At 63.3% G+C, this 20163-nt stretch carries 19 protein-coding genes and 2 pseudogenes; 8 read left to right on the top strand and 13 right to left on the bottom strand.

What is annotated here, in order from left to right:
- Nucleotides 1–73: 73 nt before the first annotated feature.
- Together A9K66_RS25080 and A9K66_RS25075 are read right to left on the bottom strand one after the other, a co-directional pair.
- Nucleotides 74–1156, bottom strand: a complete 1083-nt coding sequence (locus A9K66_RS25080) for a substrate-binding domain-containing protein (RefSeq protein ID WP_066990516.1) — start codon at nt 1154–1156, stop codon at nt 74–76.
- A gap of 236 nt (nt 1157–1392) precedes the next feature.
- On the bottom strand, nt 1393–2625 hold the full coding sequence (locus tag A9K66_RS25075; RefSeq protein ID WP_067329145.1) for an MFS transporter: 1233 nt from the start codon (nt 2623–2625) through the stop codon (nt 1393–1395).
- 193 nt (nt 2626–2818) lie between these two features.
- Between A9K66_RS25075 and A9K66_RS25070 the strand changes: the two genes are divergently transcribed.
- Nucleotides 2819–3106 (top strand): DUF3175 domain-containing protein, encoded by a 288-nt coding sequence (locus A9K66_RS25070; RefSeq protein ID WP_067328896.1) that lies wholly within the window; start codon nt 2819–2821, stop codon nt 3104–3106.
- Nucleotides 3107–3151: 45 nt separating this feature from the next.
- On the opposite strand, the gene A9K66_RS25065 is transcribed toward A9K66_RS25070, so the two are convergent.
- Both A9K66_RS25065 and A9K66_RS25060 read right to left on the bottom strand, forming a co-directional pair.
- Nucleotides 3152–3928 (bottom strand): FadR/GntR family transcriptional regulator, encoded by a 777-nt coding sequence (locus tag A9K66_RS25065; RefSeq protein WP_067328893.1) that lies wholly within the window; start codon nt 3926–3928, stop codon nt 3152–3154.
- 85 nt (nt 3929–4013) lie between these two features.
- Nucleotides 4014–4925 carry an NAD(P)-dependent oxidoreductase gene (locus A9K66_RS25060; protein WP_067328891.1) on the bottom strand — a complete coding sequence of 304 codons (912 nt, stop codon included), beginning with the start codon at nt 4923–4925 and terminating at the stop codon, nt 4014–4016.
- Nucleotides 4926–5081: 156 nt separating this feature from the next.
- Here A9K66_RS25060 and A9K66_RS25055 point away from each other — a divergent pair, with 156 nt between their 5' ends.
- Nucleotides 5082–6020, top strand: a complete 939-nt coding sequence (locus A9K66_RS25055) for an NAD(P)-dependent oxidoreductase (protein WP_067329143.1) — start codon at nt 5082–5084, stop codon at nt 6018–6020.
- A gap of 18 nt (nt 6021–6038) precedes the next feature.
- On the opposite strand, the gene A9K66_RS25050 is transcribed toward A9K66_RS25055, so the two are convergent.
- Both A9K66_RS25050 and A9K66_RS25045 read right to left on the bottom strand, forming a co-directional pair.
- Nucleotides 6039–6806 carry a FadR/GntR family transcriptional regulator gene (locus A9K66_RS25050; RefSeq protein ID WP_067328889.1) on the bottom strand — a complete coding sequence of 256 codons (768 nt, stop codon included), beginning with the start codon at nt 6804–6806 and terminating at the stop codon, nt 6039–6041.
- A 171-nt stretch (nt 6807–6977) separates the two neighbouring features.
- A complete protein-coding gene (locus tag A9K66_RS25045) occupies nt 6978–7967 on the bottom strand; it encodes a sugar-binding protein (RefSeq protein ID WP_066992270.1) in 990 nt (329 codons plus the stop codon).
- 451 nt (nt 7968–8418) lie between these two features.
- On the opposite strand from A9K66_RS25045, the gene A9K66_RS25040 reads away from it, so the two are divergent.
- The 3 genes from A9K66_RS25040 to A9K66_RS31360 all read left to right on the top strand — a co-directional run bounded on the left by A9K66_RS25040 (nt 8419) and on the right by A9K66_RS31360 (nt 10510).
- Nucleotides 8419–9162, top strand: a complete 744-nt coding sequence (locus A9K66_RS25040) for an ATP-binding cassette domain-containing protein (RefSeq protein WP_066992363.1) — start codon at nt 8419–8421, stop codon at nt 9160–9162.
- A 40-nt stretch (nt 9163–9202) separates the two neighbouring features.
- The gene (locus A9K66_RS25035) at nt 9203–10201 is read left to right on the top strand and encodes an ABC transporter permease (protein WP_066992267.1); all 999 of its coding nucleotides are present in this window, start codon (nt 9203–9205) and stop codon (nt 10199–10201) included.
- Between the two features lie 69 nt (nt 10202–10270).
- A complete protein-coding gene (locus A9K66_RS31360) occupies nt 10271–10510 on the top strand; it encodes a hypothetical protein (protein WP_245307680.1) in 240 nt (79 codons plus the stop codon).
- Between the two features lie 46 nt (nt 10511–10556).
- On the opposite strand, the gene A9K66_RS30860 is transcribed toward A9K66_RS31360, so the two are convergent.
- Together A9K66_RS30860 and A9K66_RS25025 are read right to left on the bottom strand one after the other, a co-directional pair.
- A complete protein-coding gene (locus A9K66_RS30860) occupies nt 10557–10814 on the bottom strand; it encodes a hypothetical protein (protein ID WP_197507518.1) in 258 nt (85 codons plus the stop codon).
- A gap of 247 nt (nt 10815–11061) precedes the next feature.
- Nucleotides 11062–12522 (bottom strand): MFS transporter, encoded by a 1461-nt coding sequence (locus A9K66_RS25025; RefSeq protein WP_067329140.1) that lies wholly within the window; start codon nt 12520–12522, stop codon nt 11062–11064.
- Between the two features lie 111 nt (nt 12523–12633).
- Between A9K66_RS25025 and A9K66_RS25020 the strand changes: the two genes are divergently transcribed.
- The 3 genes from A9K66_RS25020 (at nt 12634) to A9K66_RS25010 (ending at nt 16321) form a co-directional block, all read left to right on the top strand.
- On the top strand, nt 12634–13635 hold the full coding sequence (locus tag A9K66_RS25020; RefSeq protein WP_067328884.1) for an ornithine cyclodeaminase family protein: 1002 nt from the start codon (nt 12634–12636) through the stop codon (nt 13633–13635).
- Entirely contained in the window at nt 13632–15137 is a 1506-nt protein-coding gene (gene hutH, locus A9K66_RS25015) for a histidine ammonia-lyase (RefSeq protein WP_067328882.1), read from the top strand. The genes A9K66_RS25020 and hutH overlap by 4 nt, the downstream gene beginning before the upstream one ends.
- A 203-nt stretch (nt 15138–15340) precedes the next feature.
- The gene (locus tag A9K66_RS25010) at nt 15341–16321 is read left to right on the top strand and encodes a glycosyltransferase (protein WP_127403202.1); all 981 of its coding nucleotides are present in this window, start codon (nt 15341–15343) and stop codon (nt 16319–16321) included.
- A 102-nt stretch (nt 16322–16423) separates the two neighbouring features.
- On the opposite strand, the pseudogene A9K66_RS31660 reads toward A9K66_RS25010, so the two are convergent.
- From A9K66_RS31660 to A9K66_RS24990, 5 genes and pseudogenes are all read right to left on the bottom strand, one after another.
- Nucleotides 16424–16561: pseudogene (locus A9K66_RS31660) on the bottom strand (3-methyl-2-oxobutanoate hydroxymethyltransferase); the annotation flags it as partial.
- Nucleotides 16562–16564: 3 nt separating this feature from the next.
- Nucleotides 16565–16879, bottom strand: coding sequence for a MocE family 2Fe-2S type ferredoxin (locus tag A9K66_RS25005; RefSeq protein ID WP_067328880.1), 315 nt, complete (start codon nt 16877–16879; stop codon nt 16565–16567).
- Between the two features lie 47 nt (nt 16880–16926).
- Nucleotides 16927–18020, bottom strand: a pseudogene (locus A9K66_RS25000) (fatty acid desaturase family protein).
- Between the two features lie 5 nt (nt 18021–18025).
- Entirely contained in the window at nt 18026–18940 is a 915-nt protein-coding gene (locus tag A9K66_RS24995; RefSeq protein WP_067328878.1) for a sugar phosphate isomerase/epimerase, read from the bottom strand.
- 26 nt (nt 18941–18966) lie between these two features.
- A complete protein-coding gene (locus A9K66_RS24990; protein ID WP_067328876.1) occupies nt 18967–20079 on the bottom strand; it encodes a Gfo/Idh/MocA family oxidoreductase in 1113 nt (370 codons plus the stop codon).
- Nucleotides 20080–20163 lie beyond the last annotated feature (84 nt).

The raw sequence follows: 20163 nt of genomic DNA, 5'->3' as shown, positions 1-20163 counted from the left end.
AAAGGGTTCCGAAGGCCAAAATGCGCGGGAAGATACCAGCCCTCCCGCGCCGGGTTCAGTGTCGCTTTGACATTCAGTTCTCGAAACGCTTGCCGACCTTTCCAACGGTCTCCTGCGTCACGAGTTGGGCGCGCGTGTCGAGATTGGCGGCCGCGATGCCGCGATCGATCTGCAGATAGAGTTGCATGACCGGATAGAAGCCCTGCAGGAAGGGCTGCTGCCCGAGCGCGCCGGTCAGGTCGCCGCTCTTCAACGCATCCTGCTGCGCCGGACCGAGGTCAAACCCATAGGCGCAGATCTTGCCAGTCTTTCCGGTTTGGGCGACGGCCTTGGCCAGCGCAGGCGTGAACACGTTGTTGCCGGCGAAGGCGCCGACAACATCACCGCGCGACTCGAACAGCGTCACGATGCCGTTCACCGGATCGTTCGGATTGGTGTCGATGCCGGTGTTCTCGGGACCTGCGTCGACCTTGAAGGCCTCGAGCTTGCCGGCATCCTTCAGGCCTTTGACGATCGCGTTGAAGGCCGCGGTGACGCGATTGTTCACCTCGATGTTGCCCATCGCGGTCGATGACGGCAGAACGATCGAGCCCTTCTCGATACCCTTGTCCGCCAGGCACTTGACGAGTGCCTCGCCGGCGATCGCCGCGGCGGAGGCGTCCTGACCGGTGTGGCTGATGCCGCTGCGGTCGAGGATCGTGCCGTCGAAGGAATTGGTCGTTGCTACCGGTATGCCCTTGGCTCCGGCGGCCTTGACGATGTCGTTATAGGCGCCGACCTGGGGCGTTGTCATGATCAGCCCGTCGATCGTCGGATCCTGCACGATCTGATTCAGGATTTCGATCTCGCGGGCGGGGTCGTCGGTCGGAGATTCCGAGCCGAGCAGCAGTATCTTGGCGCCGATCAGGTTGCCGGCGGCGGTTGCGCCGACATAGACCGGATCGAAGAAGCCGTTGCCGGCCGTATGTGTGACGATGGCGAAGGTGAGATGGCCATCGGCCGAATGGAAATCCTTGGTGGTGGGGGCTTCCTTTGCGGCTTCCTCGAAGCTGTAGCCGCCGACTGCTTTCTCGACGCCGCCGGACTGCGCGAAGGCGGAGGGCACGCCGAGCAACAACGCCGCGGCGGATGCCGCGAGCGGGAAAGTACGTCTCATGATTATCCTCCCTTGCATTCAACGGGCGGAAGCCGTTCGAGCGCATTATTCAGGAGATTTTCCGAGTGCTTCCTCCCACTTTCGCGATATTCCGCCGAAAGCCTTTCCAAGTAAATAGCTTGCTGCACCCAGTATTCGGACGCGACGTCATGCGAAAGAGCACGGACGACTATCCACCTGACCCCTCCCTTTGCGCCGGTAGACAAGCTTGCAATGGCCAGGGTTGCCGGCGGAAATCAGGCTGGCGCTTCCGCGCCTCGCCTCGCCTTCCACATAAGCAGCAAAATCGCCGCGAGATTGACCAAGTTCCAGGCGATGCCGTTGAGGAAGGCGGCGGCATAGGAGCCGGTTAGATCGTAGATCCAGCCCGACATCCAGCCGCCGACGGCCATGCCGAAGATCGTCGCCATCAGGACGATGCCGACGCGCTGGCCGGCTTCCTTGGCCGGCATGTAGTCGCGCACGATGATCGCATAGCAGGGAACGATGCCGCCTTGCGAGAGGCCGAACACCAGCGACACCACATAGAGCGAAGCCAGCCCGTCGAAGGGAATATAGAACAGCAGCGACAAGCATTGCAGCGCCGAGCCGATGATCAAAGTTTTCACCGCGCCGATGCGATCGGCGAGGAAACCTGAGCCAATGCGGCTGACAACGCCCGCCGCCAGCATGATCGACAACATGTCGGCGCCGCGCGCGACGCCGTAGCCGAGATCCATGCAATAGGCGACGATATGCACTTGCGGCATCGACATCGCCATGCAGCAGCCGAAGCCAGCAATCACCAGCAGCATCTGCAACGCCGCCGGCGGCAGCGAGATTGGCTGCGTCGGCCGGCTTCCCGGCGAGCCATGGGTGGCTTCGAGCGGCGCGCCGCGGCGCAGCATCAGCACCAGCGGCACCATGGTAGCGAGGCAGAAGATGCCGATCGCGGCATAGGTGAACCGCCAGCCTTCGCCTTGCATGACATAGGGCATCACCGTCGGCCAGACTGCTCCGGCAAGATAGCTGCCGGATGCGGCCGCGGTCACCGCGACGCCGCGGCGCCGGTTGAACCAGTGCGAGATGTCGGCGATCAGCGGGCCGAAGATCGCCGATGTGCCGAGTCCGATCAGAAGCCCCTGGACAAGGGTGAACGCAAGGATCGAGCTGGTCAGCGAGGCGAGCAGGAAGCCCGCGCCGAGCGCAATCGCAGAGACGAGCGCCGGGATCCAGTAACCCATGCGGTCGATGGCGCGTCCGACCAGCATATTGCCGGCGGCGAAGCCGACCATGGTCGCGGTATAAGGCATCGAAGCCGCGGCCCTGTCGACGCCGAATTCGGCCTGCACGGCGGGCAGAACGACGACCACCGCCCACATGCCGGCGCCGCCGATCGTCGACAAAAGCATCGAGACGCCGAGCCGTATCCATGCATAGGCGCTGTCGATGCTGGGGCCATCTGCCCGGCTGGAGACGGTTGTCGTCACACCTTTCCTGTCCGCGCTTGTTGGTGATCGGGCGGTTTCCACCCCAAGTATCGGCGCATTCCCGGTGCCGAGCAGCGCCACAAGGGACAAATCCGTGGCTCCAGAAATCGGGAACCGGCCATGCCGCCCAGAGTTTTTGCCCCAAGAGAGCGTTGTGCCCAAGGGGAGTTGTGCCCCAGGAAGGAGGTTCGCCATGACCGCCAGGAAAAAATGGTCGGCCGAAGTGACCGCGCACAGCGATGCGCTGGATCTCGAGGAGCACATTTTCGAATCCGACGATGCCAAGAGGATCGCCATCTCGCTGAAGCGCTCGGCTGAGCACAGCCATCGCCGCAAGGCGGAGCCGTTCCGGTCGGCGATGTCGATGCTGAATTTCTACATCAACCGCGCCGGCAGGAACCTGCCGGAGAAGCGCAAGCGAGTTCTGGAAAAGGCCAAGGACGAGTTGCGCGTCGCTTTCGGGCGCGAGAAGGAAGACTAAGACTTGTCGAGGTCGGACCGGGCCTCACCCGGGTATCGGTAGACCTTAGCGCGAGCGGATGACGTCGTCGGTATTCGCGAGCAGCTTGCGCACGGCGTTGCGCGCCGCATCCGGCCGCTGCAGCCGGATGTTCCTCTCGATCGCTTCGTGCAGTTTCTGGGCGTGCTGCAGATCGTCCAGCTCGCGTGTCGTATAGGCGAAGAGATGATTGAAGGCGGATTCGATCAGGACGCCCAGGGGCACTAGGAGATCGTTGCCGGAGGCCCGGAGAATGGCCAGGTGGAAGCGGGTGTCGGCGCGCGTCCGCTCCTGCAAATTGGTCGCCTCGCCCATCTCGCGGCAGGCCTGGCTGATCTCGGCCATTTGCTCATCGGTGCGCCGCATTGCGGCAAAAGCCGTCGCCTCGGGCTCGATGATGTGGCGGAATTCCTGCACCGTCTTCAGGAACACCTCGCGATCCGGCGACGTCGCGTACCAGGAAAGCACGTCGCGGTCGAGCAGATTCCAGCGCTCCTTCGGCTCAACCCAGCTGCCGATCTTCGGACGTGATGCCAGAAGGCTCTTGGCCATCAGCATCTTGATCGCCTCGCGCACCGCCGAGCGGCTGACGTCGAAAGTCTCCGACCATTTGGCTTCGTTGGGCAGGATGGTGCCCGGGGGATAGTCGCCGCGCACGATCCGAAGGCCGATTTCGCTGGCCAGCGAGGTATGCACGCTGGCGCCAGGGATGCGCGGCGCGTCCGGCCGGCGAACGCCAGCCATACGCTCGGCGGATGCCGCTTTCGCCGGCCTTTTTTCGTTGTTCGGCTTTGCGTCCCGCATATGCCCAGAAAGTCCGGTTTTCAGAAGCTGTCAAGCGCGGCAAGGCCGGCTTTGCCGCCAGACGCCGCGCTGTGCACAGCTCAACCTATGTTTGTCGGCCCTCACGCTGTTTGACGTATTTGCGCCAGCTGTGTTCGGGGCGGAAGCCGAGCACGTCCCGCGCCTTGCGGTTGGACAGCAGCGTCTCGAATTCACCGAGCTCGGCTTTCACCGGCACGCCTGGATAGAAACGCTTCAGCAGCTCGGCCGTCGGCAGATCGGACGAGGTCTCGTCATTGGCGGCGTTGAACACCTGATAGCCCAGCCCATCCTTCTCGATGGCGCGCAAGGCGATCTGGCCGAGATCGCGGGCGTCGATATAGCTCCAGGCAATGCGCTTGCGGAAACCGGGATCGGCAAACCATTTCGGGAATAGCGCATATTCATGCGGCTCGATGACGTTGCCGATGCGCAGCGCATAGATGTCGAAACCGCTGCGCAGCGCGAAGGCGCGCGCTGTCTTTTCGTTGACGATCTTGGACAGGGCGTAGCTGTCCATCGGATCGACGTCATAGTCCTCGTCGAGCGGGAAATGCGTCGGGTTGCGCGGCTCGTTGGCGAAGACCAGGCCGTAGGTCGTCTCGCTGGAGGCGATGATCACCTTGCGGATGCCGAGTTTCACCGCCGCTTCGATGACGTTGTAGGTGCCCATCGCGTTGATGCGGAACACCTCGTTGTCCGGGGTGATCATGATCCGCGGGATGGCGGCAAAATGCACCACGGCGTCGACCGGCTGTGCGCGCAGCGATGGATCGAATTCATGCAGCCCGGCATAGCTCGACAGCGCGTTGAACACCTGGCCGCTGTCGGTAATGTCGGTGATCAGCGTGCGCACCTTCGGGTTGTCGAGCGGCTTGGTGTCGATGTTGAGCACCTGGCAGCCATGCTCGACCAGATACTGCACGACATGGCGGCCGGCCTTGCCGCTGCCGCCGGTGAACATGATGCGCTTCGTCATTTTGCTCTCCACATTTCTCAAGGATTGTGTGTATTGTCAGACAATATGGCATTCAGCAACGGCCTGCCAACCGCGATCCGCGAAAACCTTCTCCAGCAATGCTCGCCGGCCGGTCGCGCCGGCGCCGACCATCAGGAAAGACAGGGACGAAACGACATGACCACCACCGCTGCCCGCGAAAACATCGGTTTCATCGGCCTCGGCCTGATGGGGCATGGCATCGCCAAGAACATCGTCGACAAGGGCTATCCGCTCACCTTCCTCGGCCGCAAGAACCGCAAGCCGGCGGATGACCTGCTCGGCCGCGGCGCAAAGGAAGTGGCCACGTCCAAAGAAGTGGCAGCGGCCTCCGACATCGTCTTCATCTGCGTCACCGGCTCGCGTGAGGTCGAGGCGATCATCCGCGGCCCCGGCGGGCTGAAGGAAGGTCTGAAGCAAGGCTGCGTGGTCGTGGATTGCTCGACATCCGACCCCGTCTCCACCGTCGCGCTGGCCGCCGAACTCAGGGCGCTCGGCGTCGACTATGTCGACGCGCCGCTCAGTCGCACGCCGAAGGAGGCCTGGGAAGGCACGCTCGACGCCATGGTCGGCGCGCCCGACGCGGTGTTCGCACGGTTGAAGCCGGTGATCGAAACCTGGGCCGGCCGCATCGTCCATATCGGTGACACCGGCGACGGCCACCGCATGAAGCTGCTCAACAACTTCATCTCGCTCGGCTACGCGGCGATCTATTCGGAAGCCTTGGCGCTGGCGCAGAAGGTCGGCATCTCGCCGCCCCGCTTCGACAGCGTGATCCGCAACGGCCGCATGGATTGCGGCTTCTACCAGACCTTCATGCGCTGGACGCTGGAAGGCGACCGCGACGCCCACAAATTCTCCATCGCCAATGCCTTCAAGGATTTGACCTATCTGGAATCGATGGCCGGCGCTGCCGGCATCGCCAATCCGCTTGGCAACGCCACCAAGAATTCGTTCGCGACCGCCTTCGCGGCGGGGCCGGCCGAGCAGTATGTGCCGATGCTGGCCACCCATATCGGCAAGCTCAACGGCGTCGACCTGATGCCGTCGAAGGGCGGCAAAAAGCAGACGATCTGAAAGCCGCGGCCAAGCCTGTCAGCGTCTCGAGAGCTCGATCACCTCGTCGGTATTGGCGAGAAGCCTGTGCACCGCGCTTCTCGCCGCGGCCGGGCGCTGCAGGCGGATGTTTCGCTCGATCGCCTCGTGCAGGGACTGGGCCCGCCGCTGGTCGCTGTGCTCGCGCGTGACGAAGATGAAGAGATGATCGAGCGCCGATTCGATCAGTACGCCTAGCGGCACCAGCAGCTCATTGCCCGAGGCGCGCAGGATGGCGAGATGGAACCGCGTATCGGCGCGCGTGCGCTCCTGGATATGCGCCGCCTCCCCCATTTCGCGGCACGCTTGGCTGATTTCGACCATCTGCTCGTCGGAGCGCCGCAGCGCCGCGAAGGCGGCCGCCTCAGGCTCGATGATATGGCGGAACTCCTGCACCGTTCTGAGAAACACCTCGCGGTCAGGCGAGGTCGCGTACCAGGCGAGCACGTCGCGGTCGAGCAGGTTCCAGCGCTCCCTCGGCTCGACCCAACTGCCGATCTTGGGGCGGGACGCGAGCAGGCTCTTGGCCATCAGCATCTTGATGGCCTCGCGCACCGCCGAGCGGCTGACATTGAAGGTTTCCGACCATTTGGCTTCGTTGGGCAGGACAGTTCCGGGCGGATAGTCGCCGCGCACGATCCTGAGGCCGATCTCGCCGGCGAGCGATGCGTGCACGCTGAGGCCGGCGATCCGCGTCGCCTCGGGTCGTCGTATCGTGGCCGGCTGTGCAGGCTCGGCTAAGCGCTTTCCAGACTTTTCCCGTGGCATCCGCCTTCCGGTGCCTCCTGTCGCGGGCTCCAAGTCGCCCGCAAAAACTCTGCCGGGATAAGAAAATTCTGGCGCAAAAACTCTTGGCTCCGCCGCCCCGGCAAGGCCGCGCCCATAGTCCTGGCGAAAGGTGGAGGGGCGCCCTTCGAAGGGCGCCCCGGGGATCGAAGCCTACTTCTGGATGCAGGTGTCGACCGTATCCTTGGTGCATTCGTCGAGGCCGGTGAAGACCGGATCGTCGACCTTCTTGCCCTGGATGAGGTCGAGCATCACCGACGGCGCCTTGTAGCCCATTTCGAACGGCCGCTGGCCGACCAGTGCGGTCACAAGGCCTTCCCTGGCGATCGCCACCTCGTCGCCGATCGTGTCGGCGGCGCCGATGACGAACTCGTTCTTGGCGATCTTGTCGGCCATCGGCTTGAACAGGTCGCGATAGGGCTGCGGAGCGCCGAACAGCGGCCAGCCGCCCATGATGCCGAAAGCGTCGAGCTTCGGATTGGCGGCCAGGATGTCGGTCATCGCCTGCACGCCCTTGGCGCCGTCGTCATTGGTGAACACCGGGCAGCCCGCCACTTCCGTCCAGCCGCCTTCGCCGGCGAGCGCCGGCAGGCCTTCCTTGCCCGACAGCGCATCGCGCATGCCCTGCGCGCGGCGCAGGATGTTGTCGGCGGCCGGATTGCCCTCGATCGTGCAGATCGTGCCGCCATTCGGCTTGGCCTTCTTGATGTATTCGCCGATCCGCTTGCCCATCAGATAGTTGTCGGTGCCGAGATAGGTCTTGCGAAGCGCGGCGTCTTCCTTGGCAAGATCGGCATCGACCGTCATGATCGGGATCGACGGATTGGCGCTCTTGATGGTCTGCGCGATCAGCGGCGCGTTGGACGGCGAGATCGCCATCGCGGCCGTGTCCGGCTTGCTCAGCATGTCCTGCACGATCTGGGCTTCGCCGGCCTCGTCCGAGGTCGATGCCGGGCCGGTGTAGAAGCATTCATACTCGGAGCTGGCGTTCTCCTTGTTCCACTTCTCGCAGCCCTGATGGATGGCTTCGAAGAAAGGGTTGTCGAGGCCCTTTACGACAATGACGAGCTGTTTCTTGGCCAAAGCCGGCCCGGCGCCCAGCGCCATGGCGGCGACGGCGGCGAGCAAAAGTGATTTCCTCATATCAGTCCTCCCTTGAAAACAGACGGACACGACGTGCCCGCCACACCGATCGGCCCGGATGCAAGCAACACGCGGAATAGGCTCGAAAGTTCGTGTCTCAAGCCGGGCCGACAAGCATTTGCCGATCCGTTCCAGCTCGAATGGGCGCCGGCCGGATCCTGAATCTCGCCCATCGCGTCACGCCGAGCAGCGATTTCGCGACGGAAAAATTCTTCCTCCAATGCTAGCTAATAACGGCTCGCTGCCAACGTCAATTGCTATTTGTCCTACAAAACCGATTTTTCGACGGGACTCGAAATTAATCGCCCGACAATTGATTGACGCCCATGGCCGCATTTGCCTAAATGAGTCTATCGCACCTGCTCGGGAGGAGTTGGAGGCGCGAGGCCCCTGCGGCGCCGGCAATTATGGCAAGGCAGTCGAGGGACGAAAACGGGGAGGCTTAAGGCTGGTGTCGGTTCTCGAACTCGCCAACATCTCGAAGCATTTCGGCGCCATCCAGGCGGTGAACGACGTCTCGTTCACGCTCGAGGCCGGCGAGGTCGTCGGCCTGATGGGCGACAACGGCGCCGGCAAGTCGACGCTGGTCAAGATGATCGCCGGCAATTTCCGCCCCAGCCACGGCACGATGCACATGGACGGCAAGGAGCTGATCCTGCACAAGCCGGCCGAGGCCCGCCAGCACGGCATCGAGATCGTCCATCAGGACCTGGCGCTTTGCAACAATCTGACGGCCGCCGCCAATGTCTATCTCGGCCGGGAACTGCGCCGCGGCATCGGCCCCTTCCGCATTCTCGACTACGCCGCGATGTACAAGCGCGCCGGCCAGCTCTTTGCCGAACTGAAATCCGAGACGCGGCCGCGCGACCTCGTCAAGCAGATGTCTGGCGGCCAGCGCCAGGCGGTGGCGATCGCCCGCACCATGTTGTCGCAAGCCAAGATCGTGCTGATGGACGAGCCGACGGCGGCGATCTCGGTCAGGCAGGTCGCGGAGGTACTGAACCTGATCCGCCATCTGCGTGACCAGGGCATCGCCGTCGTGCTGATCAGCCACCGCATGCCCGACGTCTTCGATGTCGCCGACCGCGTCATCGTCATGCGGCGCGGCAGGAAAGTCGCCGACAAGAAGATCGCCTCGAGCTCGCCCGAGGAAGTCACCGGGCTGATCACCGGCGCCATCGAACAGGTTGCGTAATCGTGTGGATCGGGCGTCCAACGCCTCAGGAAGGTCGATAATGGCAGTCACCCTTGACCAGACGATCGCGCAGAAGCAGCACACATTCTTCTCACGGCTCTTTGCCAACCAGACCTTCTGGGTGGTGATCGCGGTTATCCTCGCGTGCCTGTTCCTGTCCTTCGCGACCGACGCTTTCGCCACGCAGAAGAACCTCTTCAACATCACCCGCAACATCACCTTCGTCGCCATCGTGGCGCTCGGCATGACTTTCGTCATCATCACCGGCGGCATCGACCTGTCGGTCGGCTCGGTGCTGTGCCTGTGCTCGATGGTGCTGGCCGTCACCATGCATGCCGGCTATTCGATCGAAATCGGCATCCTGGCCTCGATCGTCACCGCTTTAGCCATCGGCGCCTTCAACGGGGTGCTCATCGCCTATCTCGGTTTCCCACCCTTCGTGGTGACGCTCGGCATGCTGTCGGTGGCGCGCAGCCTCGCCATGGTCGCCTCCAACAACACCGTCGTCTTCCAGTTCGGGCCGGACCACGACAAGCTTCTGGCGCTGGGCGGCGGCGCCTGGGTGTTCGGCATCGCCAATCCGGTGCTCTACATGATCCTTTTGGCGTTGATCACCGGCTTCATCCTGCGCTGGACCAAGTTCGGCCGGCATATCTTCGCCATCGGCGGCAATGAGCATGCGGCCACGCTGACCGGTGTTCCGGTGCGCCAGATCAAGGTCGCAGTCTACATGATCTCGGCGCTCTCGGCCGGTCTCGCCGGCATCATCCAGACCGGCTGGCTCGGCGCCGTCACCACCAATCTCGGCAACGGCATGGAGCTGCAGGTGATTGCCGCGACCGTCATCGGCGGCGCCGACCTCGCCGGCGGCGTCGGCACCGCGTTCGGCGCCATCGTCGGCGCCGCCCTGATCGAGGTCATCCGCAACAGCCTCGGCCTGCTTGGCATCAATGCCTTTTGGCAAGGCACTTTCATCGGGGGCGCGATCATCCTGGCGGTGCTGTTCGACCGCATCCGCAACTTCCGGCGCAGCGACTGACGATCACCGACCGACAATGAGAGCATCGACGACGTCGCCAACTACGAGATCGAGCGCTTCATCGACAGCATGCTCGACGCCGCCGATGCGCCGGCGCCGCAGGCGACGCGCGCTCGCATCAACACGATGCTGGATTTCTGCGTCCGCAAGGCAATCCAGCTGATAAAGGCCAATGTCTGCGAGCGCATTTCCCCGATCGAAAAGTTGTGGACCAGCCACACGGAGTTGATCAAGGCGCACCGTGTGGCGGTGGCCAAGCACGGGCGGCGGCGGGAGCGGATATTCTCTGGAACACGGCGGAGAAAGTAGATCGGCTGGTGTGAAAACTTTGCCAAACATACCAATGAAGCCGCATCTATTGCGGCGTAGCGGGTGCTTTAGGTCCGTTCTTTTGAAAGTTTGCTAGAGCGTCCCGAAATTCCTGTTCGTTCTTTTTGCGAAAACCCTCGGCACCGTAGCGTGCGATCCCTTCGTCAAGCGATTTCGCGACACTGCCGCCAAAGGTCGGAAGTCGTGCTGGCTGCTCGCGTTCGGGCCACAGCCAGAAGCCCACTACAGTCAGTACAGCGACTGCCATCGCCAGAAGAACGCTTCTATTGAGTATCGCTGACATTATCGGCCCCTAGCATCTCCGTAGCAGCCTAGGGTCAATTTCTTAAAATTTGGCGGCGACCGCGCTTACATTTTTAGCCAGAACAAGTGGCGCTTAGACGGCACATCCCACGAAGCCGCCGTTCACTTCACTCGAACTGCTCATCGACCGGTATCTGCATCGCCGTCACCGATTATGGATTCCGCGCTTTTTGCTATTCAGCTGCTGCAAGACACTCTTCGGCCAAACCGCGCTGGGAATATGCGCGTCAGACACGTTCGACATCGCTTTTTTGGGCGTGACCGGAAACCTCGGCCCCCGCATGGGCCGGAAGGACCAGAAAGCGCAGCGCTGCCACCAGCCCGATCAGGCCGATCGCGAAAAAGGCGATCCTAAAGTCCATCAGGTTGGGCGCCGCGCCGCTGCGCACGATCTGCGACAGGTTGAGGATCGCCGCGGCCACGGCCACGCCAAACAGCATCGCCACCTGCTGCAGCATACTGGACAAAGTCGCGGCCGAGCTGCGCTGCGGCGCGCCGATATCCGCGAAGGCAAGCGTGTTGAGCGCCGTGAACTGCATCGAGCGCGTCAGACCGGCGACCAGCATCAACGCCACGACAAGTGCCAGCGGTGTCTGCGGCGAAATCACGCCGCACGCCGCGATTCCAAGCGAGGCAATCACCCCGTTGACCACCAGCACCCGGCGGAAGCCAAAGAGTCTGAGCGTCGGCGTGGTCACCGCTTTCATCCCGAGGTTGCCGAGGAAGTAGGCCAGGATCAGCAGGCCGGCGTCCACCGGCCGCATGCCGAAGCCCACCTGGAAGAGCAGCGGCAGCAGGAACGGCGTGGCGTTGATGGCGACGCGGAAGATCGTGCCCGCCGAGAGCGTCGAGATGGCGAAGGTCGGCACTTTGAAGGGGGACAGGTCGAGCAGCGGATGCGTCACCCGCCGCAAGTGCCGCACGGCGAACCAGCCGACCGCGACGCCGGCGGCAACCAGGCCCGCTGTCGGCAGCATGCCATCCTCGGGATGCGCAAGCCGTTCCAGCCCATAGAGCATCGCGGCGAGGCCGAGCGCGGTGAGGAAGAATCCCGGCCAGTCGAGCGGCCTGGTCTCGGATTCGCGATCGCCCGGAACGAAGCGCGCGACAAGCAGCAGCCCGGCGAGGCCGAGCGGAACGTTGATGAAGAAGTTCCAGTGCCAGGACAGATAGGTGGTGATGAAGCCGCCGAGCATCGGCCCGATCACCGGCGCGAACAAGGCCGGCCAGGTGATCAGCGCCGTGGCGGCAAGCAATTCGGACTTGGCGGCGTTGCGCAGCACCAGGATGCGGCCGACCGGCGTCATCAAGGCGCTGCCGAGGCCCTGAACGATGCGGGCGGCAACGAATTGCGTCAGGCTCTGTGAGTAGCCGCAGGCGATCGACGCCAGCGTGAACAGCCCGATCGCGACGAGGAAAATGTTGCGCGCGCCAAACCGGTCGGCAAGCCAGGCCGACAACGGCACGAACACCGCCATGGTCAACATGTAAGCGGTGATGCCGATGCTCATCGCCACTGCCGGCACGCCGAAAGACTGCCCCATCTGCGGCAGCGACGTCGAGATGATCGTCGAATCCAGCAACTGCATGAAAAAGGCGACGGCAACGATCAGCGCGACGCGCCGCGCCTGGCGCGCCGCCGTCGGCACGAGCTGGGATACGGCCTCATTGTCGGGGATGCTGGTCATGACGCGCCGGTTGAACAGCATAAGGCTGAACCAGTCCAGAGCTTATCCAACAAACTTTCGTGTCGCCCCGCCGCCTGTTATGGATGAGCGCGGGCCGGACGAGGGAAATGCATGAAGCCGATCTATATCGACTACCTCAATGCTCTCGACATTGAAGCCCTTGGCCTGAGCGATGCCGAGATCATCGGCGCCGTCGAAGCCGGGCTCGTCGCCCAGGGCAAGGGCCAGACGGTGATCGAGCCGCGCGTCCATCTTGAGCCGGATCCGTCCTTCCGCGGTCATTTCAACGTGCTGCGCGGCTATGTGGCGCCGCTCGATGCGGCCGGCGTCAAGATCGTCGGCGATTATGTCGACAACTACCTGCACGCCCTGCCGTCCGAATTCGGCATACTCAACCTGTTCGACCCGCGCACCGGCGCGCCACGCGCCATCCTCGACGCCACCGTGATCACCGATATGCGCACCGGCGCGGTCACCGCCATCGGCGCCAAGCATCTGGCGAAGAAATCATCCAGGGTGCTCGGTCACATCGGCGCGCGCGGCACCGCCTACTGGAACGTGCGACTGCTCGATCACCTGTTCGACTTCGACGAGATCCGCGTCCATTCGCGCCGCCCCGAAAGCCGCGACGCTTTCGCCGCGAAGCTTGCCGCCGACCTCGGCAAGCCGGTTGTCGCCGTTGCCGACTGGAAGAGCTGCGTGGAAGGCGCCGACATCGTTGTCGAAGCCTCGCGGCTACCGGAACCGCAACCCCTGCTCAAGACCGCCTGGATCAAGCGCGGCGCGCTGGTCGTGCCCTATGGCACGATGAGCGCGGTGGAGCTTTCGCTTACCGACATCATGCAAAAGATCGTCGTCGACGACTGGGGTCAGTGCAAGGGCGGCAAGTTCGGCTCGCTGCGCGCCCATGTCGAGAGGGGACGGCTTAGCGAGGCGACGCTGCATGCCGAGCTCGGCCAGATCGCTGCCGGGCACAAAGCGGGCCGGCAAAGCGACGGCGAGACGATCCTGTTCTGGCATCGGGGTCTGTCGCTCTCCGACATCGCGCTCGGCAAGGCGATGCTGGCCAAAGCCGCGGAACAAGGCATCGGCCAGAGGCTGCGTTTCGCATGACCCCGCTCGTTCTCACCGGCGCCGGCGTCAGCATCGAGGACGTGGCCGCCGTGGCGCGCAGTGCAGGCAAGGTCGAGATCACGCCGGCGGTCATCGAGAAACTCGGCAAGGCCCGCCAGGTCCTCGATGACGCCGCTGCCGGCGGCCAGCAGATCTATGGGCTGAACACCGGGCTGGGCGCCAATCTCGGCACGGCTGTCGAAGGCGATGCCGGTGCCTTCCAGCGCCAGCTTCTCGACGGACGCGGAGCTGCGGTGGGAAACCCATTGCCCGCCCAGCTCGTGCGCGCCGCAATGTTTGCCCGCATCGCCATGCTTTCCGCCGGCGGCTCCGGCCTGTCGCCGCATGTCCTCACCGCGCTTGTCGATCTGCTCAACGCCGGCATCCATCCGGTGATGCCGTCGCTGGGCTCGATCGGCGCCGGCGACCTGGTGCTGATGACCGCGATAGCCCACACGCTGATCGGCGAAGGCGATGCCGACTATCAGGGCAGGCGCATGCCTTCGGCAAAGGCGCTGATGATGGCGCGGCTTGCGCCAGTCAGCCTGGCACCGAAGGATGGTTTGTCGCTGATCAACGCTTCCGCCGTTTCTACCGGCGCCGGCGCGCTGGCGCTCGTCGACGCGCTGTCGGCACTCGAACAGCAGGAGCAGGCCGGCGCGCTCACCATGGAAGCGTTCGGGGCCAACCGCACCATCCTTGACCCGCGCCTGCATCTGGCGCGGCCGGCCGCCTGTCAGCAGGTAGCGGCAAAGGCGCTGCGCGACCTGCTCACCCGCGACGGGACGCCCGCGCCGACCACCCTTCAGGATCCGCTGTCGATCCGCTGCATGCCCTCGATCCACGGCGCGCTCATCCAGGCGATCGACCATGCCCGGCTCACGGTCGAGATCGAGCTCAACGCGTCCGCCGACAACCCGCTGGTGCTCGCCAACGACTCACTCGTGCTGTCGACCGGCAATTTCCACACCGCCTCGCTGTCGCTGGCCTTCGAGACGCTAGGTCTGGCGATTGCGCAATGCGCGGCGGCGTCGGCCGCGCGCTTCATCCAGCTCACCGGCTCAACCCGCCACGGCTTGCCGAAATATCTGTCGCCAATCGGCGGCGCGTCCGCCGGCTTCGTGCCGCTGCAGAAGACGGTGACGGCGATCCTGGCCGCCATCCGCCACAAGGCCAATCCGGTGATGCTCGACTTCCTGCCCGTGTCCGAAGGTGTTGAGGATCATGCGACGCAGACTCCCCTCGCCGTCGCCAAATGCGTCGAGATGATCGTACTGTGGCAGCGGCTGATCGCCCTGGAGCTTATGGCCGCCGCACAGGCCGTCGATCTTCGCGAAGGTCTGACACTTGCGCCGGCCACCAGCGCGATCCACGCGGCCGTCCGCGCCCATGTGCCGACGCTTAAGGAAGACCGGCCGCTCGGATCCGATGCCGATGCGCTCCATGCGGTGCTCGCCGACGGGTATTGGCTCCCTGCGGTGCACCAAATACTGCTCGACTAAACGAGATCAGGGCACCGCATCGTTGCGGACGATCGAGATCACCACCCGCCCAAGCCAACCCTCAGGCCAACTGGCCGCTCGCCCCGAATCGGATGGCCGGGCTCCGCCGCTTATGGGCCCGCCGGACGGCGCCCTCGGCACCCTCTTGGGTTGCACGATGAGTTCGGATATGAAGAGCCAAGGGCATATAAGGGGTGGCTCAATTGCATCGTTCCTGCTTCGTCTTGGCGGCAGACGCAAAAAATTTCCCATACGCTGTTCTGGGCGCGCGGCGCATACTGGACGTATCTGCGCCTATCGACGGTTTCATCCTTCATATCGGCGCCGGAACTGAGGATTTGCCGGTCGCGGACCGATTGCTCGGGGCTGCCGTCAAGATCGTCGACGTGTCCGATCTCATGAAGGAATTCGATTTCGATCCCGGTCACCTCAGCGTAGCAACCTACATTCGCCTGCTTGCTGACAAGCTGGCGGTATTCGAGCCCTACGACAGGCTCGTCTATGTGGACACCGATGTTATCTTCAACCGGTCGATCACCGACTTGGCCGATGTTGAACTGAATGCCCCACTCTTGGCGGCCCATGACGAACAGACCTATTTCGATCCGAGCTGCCGTGAGTCTCTTGAGATGGAGCCCGGCTCATCGCATTTCAACGCCGGCATACTGGTGCTGAACATGCCAATGATCCGCGCCGAGGGGCTCTTGGAGCGGGCGCGCGAACTGGCGCTGCGGCGGGTACCGAAGCTCGATCAGGGAGCGCTCAACATAGCGTTTGCCGGACGCTGGCAAACGATGCATCCGCTCTGGAATCTGCAGACCAACTATTCCAGCCAGATACCCTTCAGTAGAGCCTTCGCGCGTCATTTCACCTTCGGAAAGCCGTGGTGGCCAAGCCCTGAAGGAGTGGAACTCGCCGCGATGGCGATCTATCGCAACCTGGCGAAAGATACGCCCTGGCTCGATCGGTTCAAGCGTCCGCTCTGGACGAGAGGTCTGCGCAAGCGATTGCTCCGCAAATTCGACGGCCTCTCCGGGATCATTCTCAACAAGGAAAAATACAGACGCCGTTTCCGATTCAACGCCGAACGGTGCACCGCCATTTTTGCCGCGCAGGCCGATCAGGGGATGATGGCCGCAACCTATCCGGAGGTCCTGATGGGCGTGGTCAAGCTACGGAAATAGGCGCCGATCTCTCGACGAAAGCTTACCGGCTCGGGCCGCGAGGCCGGCCCAATACCTGCCGCACTTGGCGGCGAACCCAGGCAGACCCATCGCAGTGCCCGTTCAGGCTCTTGCGTCCACTTTCTTCATGAAACGCCTGAGCTCGTCTGGATCCATATGCACGATGTGCCGGTCTTCCGGATAGGCGCCGCTGTTGACGTCGCCGACATTTTCCGAGAACGCCGCGATGCGCTCCGCTTGCCTTCAGCCGATATCGATCATCACCTTGCCGGCCTCGACCTTGACCGGATAGGTTTTGAGGTTGACGCAGACCGGCGCGCCCTTGGCCTGGCCGGTCTTATAGTTGAAGCGGCCATTATGCTTCGGGCATTCGATGATGTCGTCCATCACCAGCCCGTCGGCCAAATGCGCCTTTTCATGCGTGCAGAAACCGTCGGTGGCGAAGAACTCGTCGTCAGGCGAGCGGTAGATCGCGAAGGTGCGGCCGCCATGGTCGAAGCGGATCACGTCCTCCTCGTCCACGTCGCCCACCGCGCACGCTTCGACCCACTCCGGCATCTTGTCCTCTCCTGATTGGGTTCGCGCAACTGCCGCGCGCACCGACCTTATTCGGCAGCCGCAGCCGTTATGTCGAGATCGTGGAATCGCCGCGATAGGGCTTGGCCGTCGGCGGCAATTCGCGCTTGAGGTAATAGTCCTCGTATTTCAGCTGCCTGAGCAGCACCGGCCAGACCTCGCGATAGGCATGCAACATCGACGGGTTCGGCTCCGGCAAATCGTGCTTGATCAACTCATGCAGCTTGGGCAGCGCATGATAGGGCACCATCGGGAACATGTGATGCTCCACATGGTAGTTCATGTTCCAGTAGATGAACCGGCTGATCGGGTTCATATAGACCGTGCGCGTGTTGAGCCGATGGTCGGTGACGTTGTCGGCCAGCCCGATATGCTGCAGCAGGCCGGTCGTTACCATGTGCCAGGTGCCGTAGAGTCGCGGCAAGCCGATCAGCACCAGCGGTATCCATGACCCAAACGCGATCGCGACAGCGATCGTCGCGACGTATACCGCGATGTGCCAGTGCGCCGCGATCACCGCCTTGTGCTGCTCCATCTCCGGAATGTAGCTCTTCTCGTCGTCCGACAGCTTGCCGAAGGCCTGGCGCACCAGCGTGGGCAGCGAATAGCGGAAGTCGAGAATGCCCGTGAAGGCGAGCGCAGCCTTGATGAGGTCCGGGGGCCGCATAACGGCGATCTCGGCATCGCGGCCGACAATGATCGTGTCGGTGTGGTGACGGGCATGGCTCCAGCGCCACTGCACCGGGTTGCGCATCAGCATGAACGAGGCGATGTGATAAACGACATCGTTCATCCAGCGCGTGCGAAACGCGGTGCCGTGCCCGCATTCGTGCCAGCGCGAGTCGCTCGACGAGCCATAGAGCACGCCATAGACGAACATGAATGGCACGACCCACCACGTGCCCCAGAACCAGATAATGCCGGCGGCTGAGCCCAGGATCGCCGAGATCCAGATGACGCTATCGCGGATCGCCGGCCCGTCGCAACGCTGCATCAGCTCCTTCATCACCTTGCGCGGCACGTCGGTGTGGTACCACTCGGCCGATGCAAGTCCGGTCTCTATCGCAAGCCGCGTGCTCTCGCCGACAAGGCTGTAGTCGCGCTTCGTACCGGTGGTCGTCATCGTCATTAAAGCCCGTTGGCGCGGAATTTCCCGTCGAGGAATTTCTTGGCGCGCGGCACGTCCTCCTCGTCGAGATGCTCGATGATTACCGGGATGTTCGGGTGCTTTTCGCTGAGACGCTTGAGATAGAGATCGTAATTCAGCACGCCGAGCCCCGGCGCCGGCAGTTCGATCTCGCCGACGCCGCGGAAGGTCAGCCCCTCATGCGCCTCCGCGTCGCCGATGTCGGCATGCTTCTCCGTCTTGTCGCCGCCCGAACGCTTCACGTCCTTGGCATGCGCGATTTCGATCTTGTCCGTCAGCGTGTCGAACACCTGGTTCAGCACCTGATCCATGCGGTCGATGTTGTGCGCCTCGAAATAGTTCGTCGGGTCCATCAACAGGCCGAGGCCGGGATGGTCGACCTGAGCGAACATCCTGACCGTCTCCTCGACCGAGCCGACAACGTTGTTGACGTAGGTTTCAAGCAGGAACACCGCGCCGTGGTCGTAGGCGGTCTGGGCAAGATCCGAGATCACCTTGCGGCACTCCTCAAAACCCTCCTCGGTCTTGTTCTTCGGATGATGCACCCAGTCGGATTCGGTGTTGTAGGTGCCGGTTTCCGAGATCACGTAAGGCGAGCCGAAATCGCGTGCGTTCCGGATGAGCTCCTTCAGGTAGGCAAGCCGCCGCTCGCGCTCGGCCCTGTCCGGGTGGATGATGTTTGTGTAGCCGGACACGCAGCAAACCGGGAGGTTGTGGTCGCGGAACGTATCGCGCACCCGCCTCGCCTTGTCCCTGGTGATCTGTCCGGCCGAGAGGTCGATATCCTCGAAATGCAGGTCGAGCTGCACGGTGTTGAAATCGAGCGCCCGGATGCGCCTGGCGACCTCCTCGAGCTCATACGGAAAATAGCCTGTGAAGATACCTGCCTGCATCATGAGGTGAAGTCCTCCCGATAAGCGATTCAATTGCCCCGTTTCTTAGTCGCCCGGTCGACAGGGATTTCGGACAGCCTGACGGTGCGGCCCTCTGCTATCGACCGGTAACCGGCCTCCACCAGCGCCATGGTGTTGACGTTGTCGGCAACGGAAAGCGCCGGCGGCGTGCCGGTCTTGAGCGCATATTGCAGCTGCTCCATGACGCCGATGAAGGCATGCGGAAACCACATCGTCTCCCAGCTCGGGCTGACCCATTTGCCGCCGGTCGTCTCTGTCGAGGCGTAGGTCAGCGTCGAGGCGACGCCCTTCGGCCAACCGATCGTGCCCTTGGCGACACCCTTGGTGCCATCGACGCGCCAGTCGATGTGCTGGTCGTCGGAATAGCCTTCCTGACGCGGGCCGGACCAGACGTCCTCCAGCGACACCGCGAGCACGCCGGAGGGAAAGCGCAGCGTCGAAACGGTGATGCCGTCGAAATGTTCGAACTTGGTGCGCGGATCCCTGCGCGTCAGCGTCGTGATTTCGTCAGGGTCGCCGAACAGGAAGCGCAGCACGTCGAGGTGGTGCACACTCATATTGGCGAGCGTCAGCCGGTCATATCCGGCGAGGAAGGTTTGCCAGTGCGGGATGGCATGCATGTCGATCTCGGCGAAGACGATCTCGCCCAGCGCCCCGCTATCGATGATCTGCTTCAAGACGCGCATCGACTGGTCGTAGCGCATGTTCTGGTTGACCGAGAGGATCTTGCCGGAAGCCGCCGCCTCATCGCGCAGCTCCACCGCTTCCTCGACCGAGAGCGCCAGCGGCTTCTGCGCCAGGATCGCCTTGATGTGCGGCTGCTTCAGTGCATGGCGGATCAGCGCGGGCTGCTGGTCCGGCGGGAAGGCAAGGTCGACGATCTCGACGCGGCTATCTTCGATCAGCCGCTCCGGCGTATCGCAGACGGTCGGAATGCCCCAGCGGCCGGCGACCTTTTCGGCATTCGTCCTGGTTCGTGAGGCGATCGCCACCACCGGAAAGCCGGCTTGCGCGTAGGCGGCGAGATGGCACTCGGCCATGATCATGCCGGCGCCGATGCAGCCGATCCGGTACTCCTTGACCCGGACTTTCACGTCCGGCTCGAAATCCATGCTCGCCATCCATTCCTCCCGTCGAGGACTGGATTTAACGCCAGGATCAGGCGGTCAGCCAAGGGCCGCGCCATCATTTCCCATCAGGGACCG

Origin of the sequence: Mesorhizobium sp. AA23 (genome assembly GCF_001672435.1) — a bacterium.
In the GTDB taxonomy this organism is placed as follows: domain Bacteria; phylum Pseudomonadota; class Alphaproteobacteria; order Rhizobiales; family Rhizobiaceae; genus Mesorhizobium.
The sequence above is the reverse complement of the archived record's forward strand: the minus strand, read 5'-3'. Positions and strand labels throughout refer to the sequence as shown.

Coding starts and splice junctions, on each gene's coding strand:
- A9K66_RS25080 (WP_066990516.1), bottom strand. CDS start 1,156: ATGAGACGTACTTTCCCGCTCGCGGCATCCGCCGCGGCGTTGTTGCTC.
- A9K66_RS25070 (WP_067328896.1), top strand. CDS start 2,819: ATGACCGCCAGGAAAAAATGGTCGGCCGAAGTGACCGCGCACAGCGAT.
- A9K66_RS25065 (WP_067328893.1), bottom strand. CDS start 3,928: ATGCGGGACGCAAAGCCGAACAACGAAAAAAGGCCGGCGAAAGCGGCA.
- A9K66_RS25060 (WP_067328891.1), bottom strand. CDS start 4,925: ATGACGAAGCGCATCATGTTCACCGGCGGCAGCGGCAAGGCCGGCCGC.
- A9K66_RS25055 (WP_067329143.1), top strand. CDS start 5,082: ATGACCACCACCGCTGCCCGCGAAAACATCGGTTTCATCGGCCTCGGC.
- A9K66_RS25050 (WP_067328889.1), bottom strand. CDS start 6,806: ATGCCACGGGAAAAGTCTGGAAAGCGCTTAGCCGAGCCTGCACAGCCG.
- A9K66_RS25045 (WP_066992270.1), bottom strand. CDS start 7,967: ATGAGGAAATCACTTTTGCTCGCCGCCGTCGCCGCCATGGCGCTGGGC.
- A9K66_RS25035 (WP_066992267.1), top strand. CDS start 9,203: ATGGCAGTCACCCTTGACCAGACGATCGCGCAGAAGCAGCACACATTC.
- A9K66_RS31360 (WP_245307680.1), top strand. CDS start 10,271: ATGCTCGACGCCGCCGATGCGCCGGCGCCGCAGGCGACGCGCGCTCGC.
- A9K66_RS30860 (WP_197507518.1), bottom strand. CDS start 10,814: ATGTCAGCGATACTCAATAGAAGCGTTCTTCTGGCGATGGCAGTCGCT.
- A9K66_RS25025 (WP_067329140.1), bottom strand. CDS start 12,522: ATGACCAGCATCCCCGACAATGAGGCCGTATCCCAGCTCGTGCCGACG.
- A9K66_RS25020 (WP_067328884.1), top strand. CDS start 12,634: ATGAAGCCGATCTATATCGACTACCTCAATGCTCTCGACATTGAAGCC.
- hutH (WP_067328882.1), top strand. CDS start 13,632: ATGACCCCGCTCGTTCTCACCGGCGCCGGCGTCAGCATCGAGGACGTG.
- A9K66_RS25005 (WP_067328880.1), bottom strand. CDS start 16,879: ATGCCGGAGTGGGTCGAAGCGTGCGCGGTGGGCGACGTGGACGAGGAG.
- A9K66_RS24995 (WP_067328878.1), bottom strand. CDS start 18,940: ATGATGCAGGCAGGTATCTTCACAGGCTATTTTCCGTATGAGCTCGAG.
- A9K66_RS24990 (WP_067328876.1), bottom strand. CDS start 20,079: ATGGCGAGCATGGATTTCGAGCCGGACGTGAAAGTCCGGGTCAAGGAG.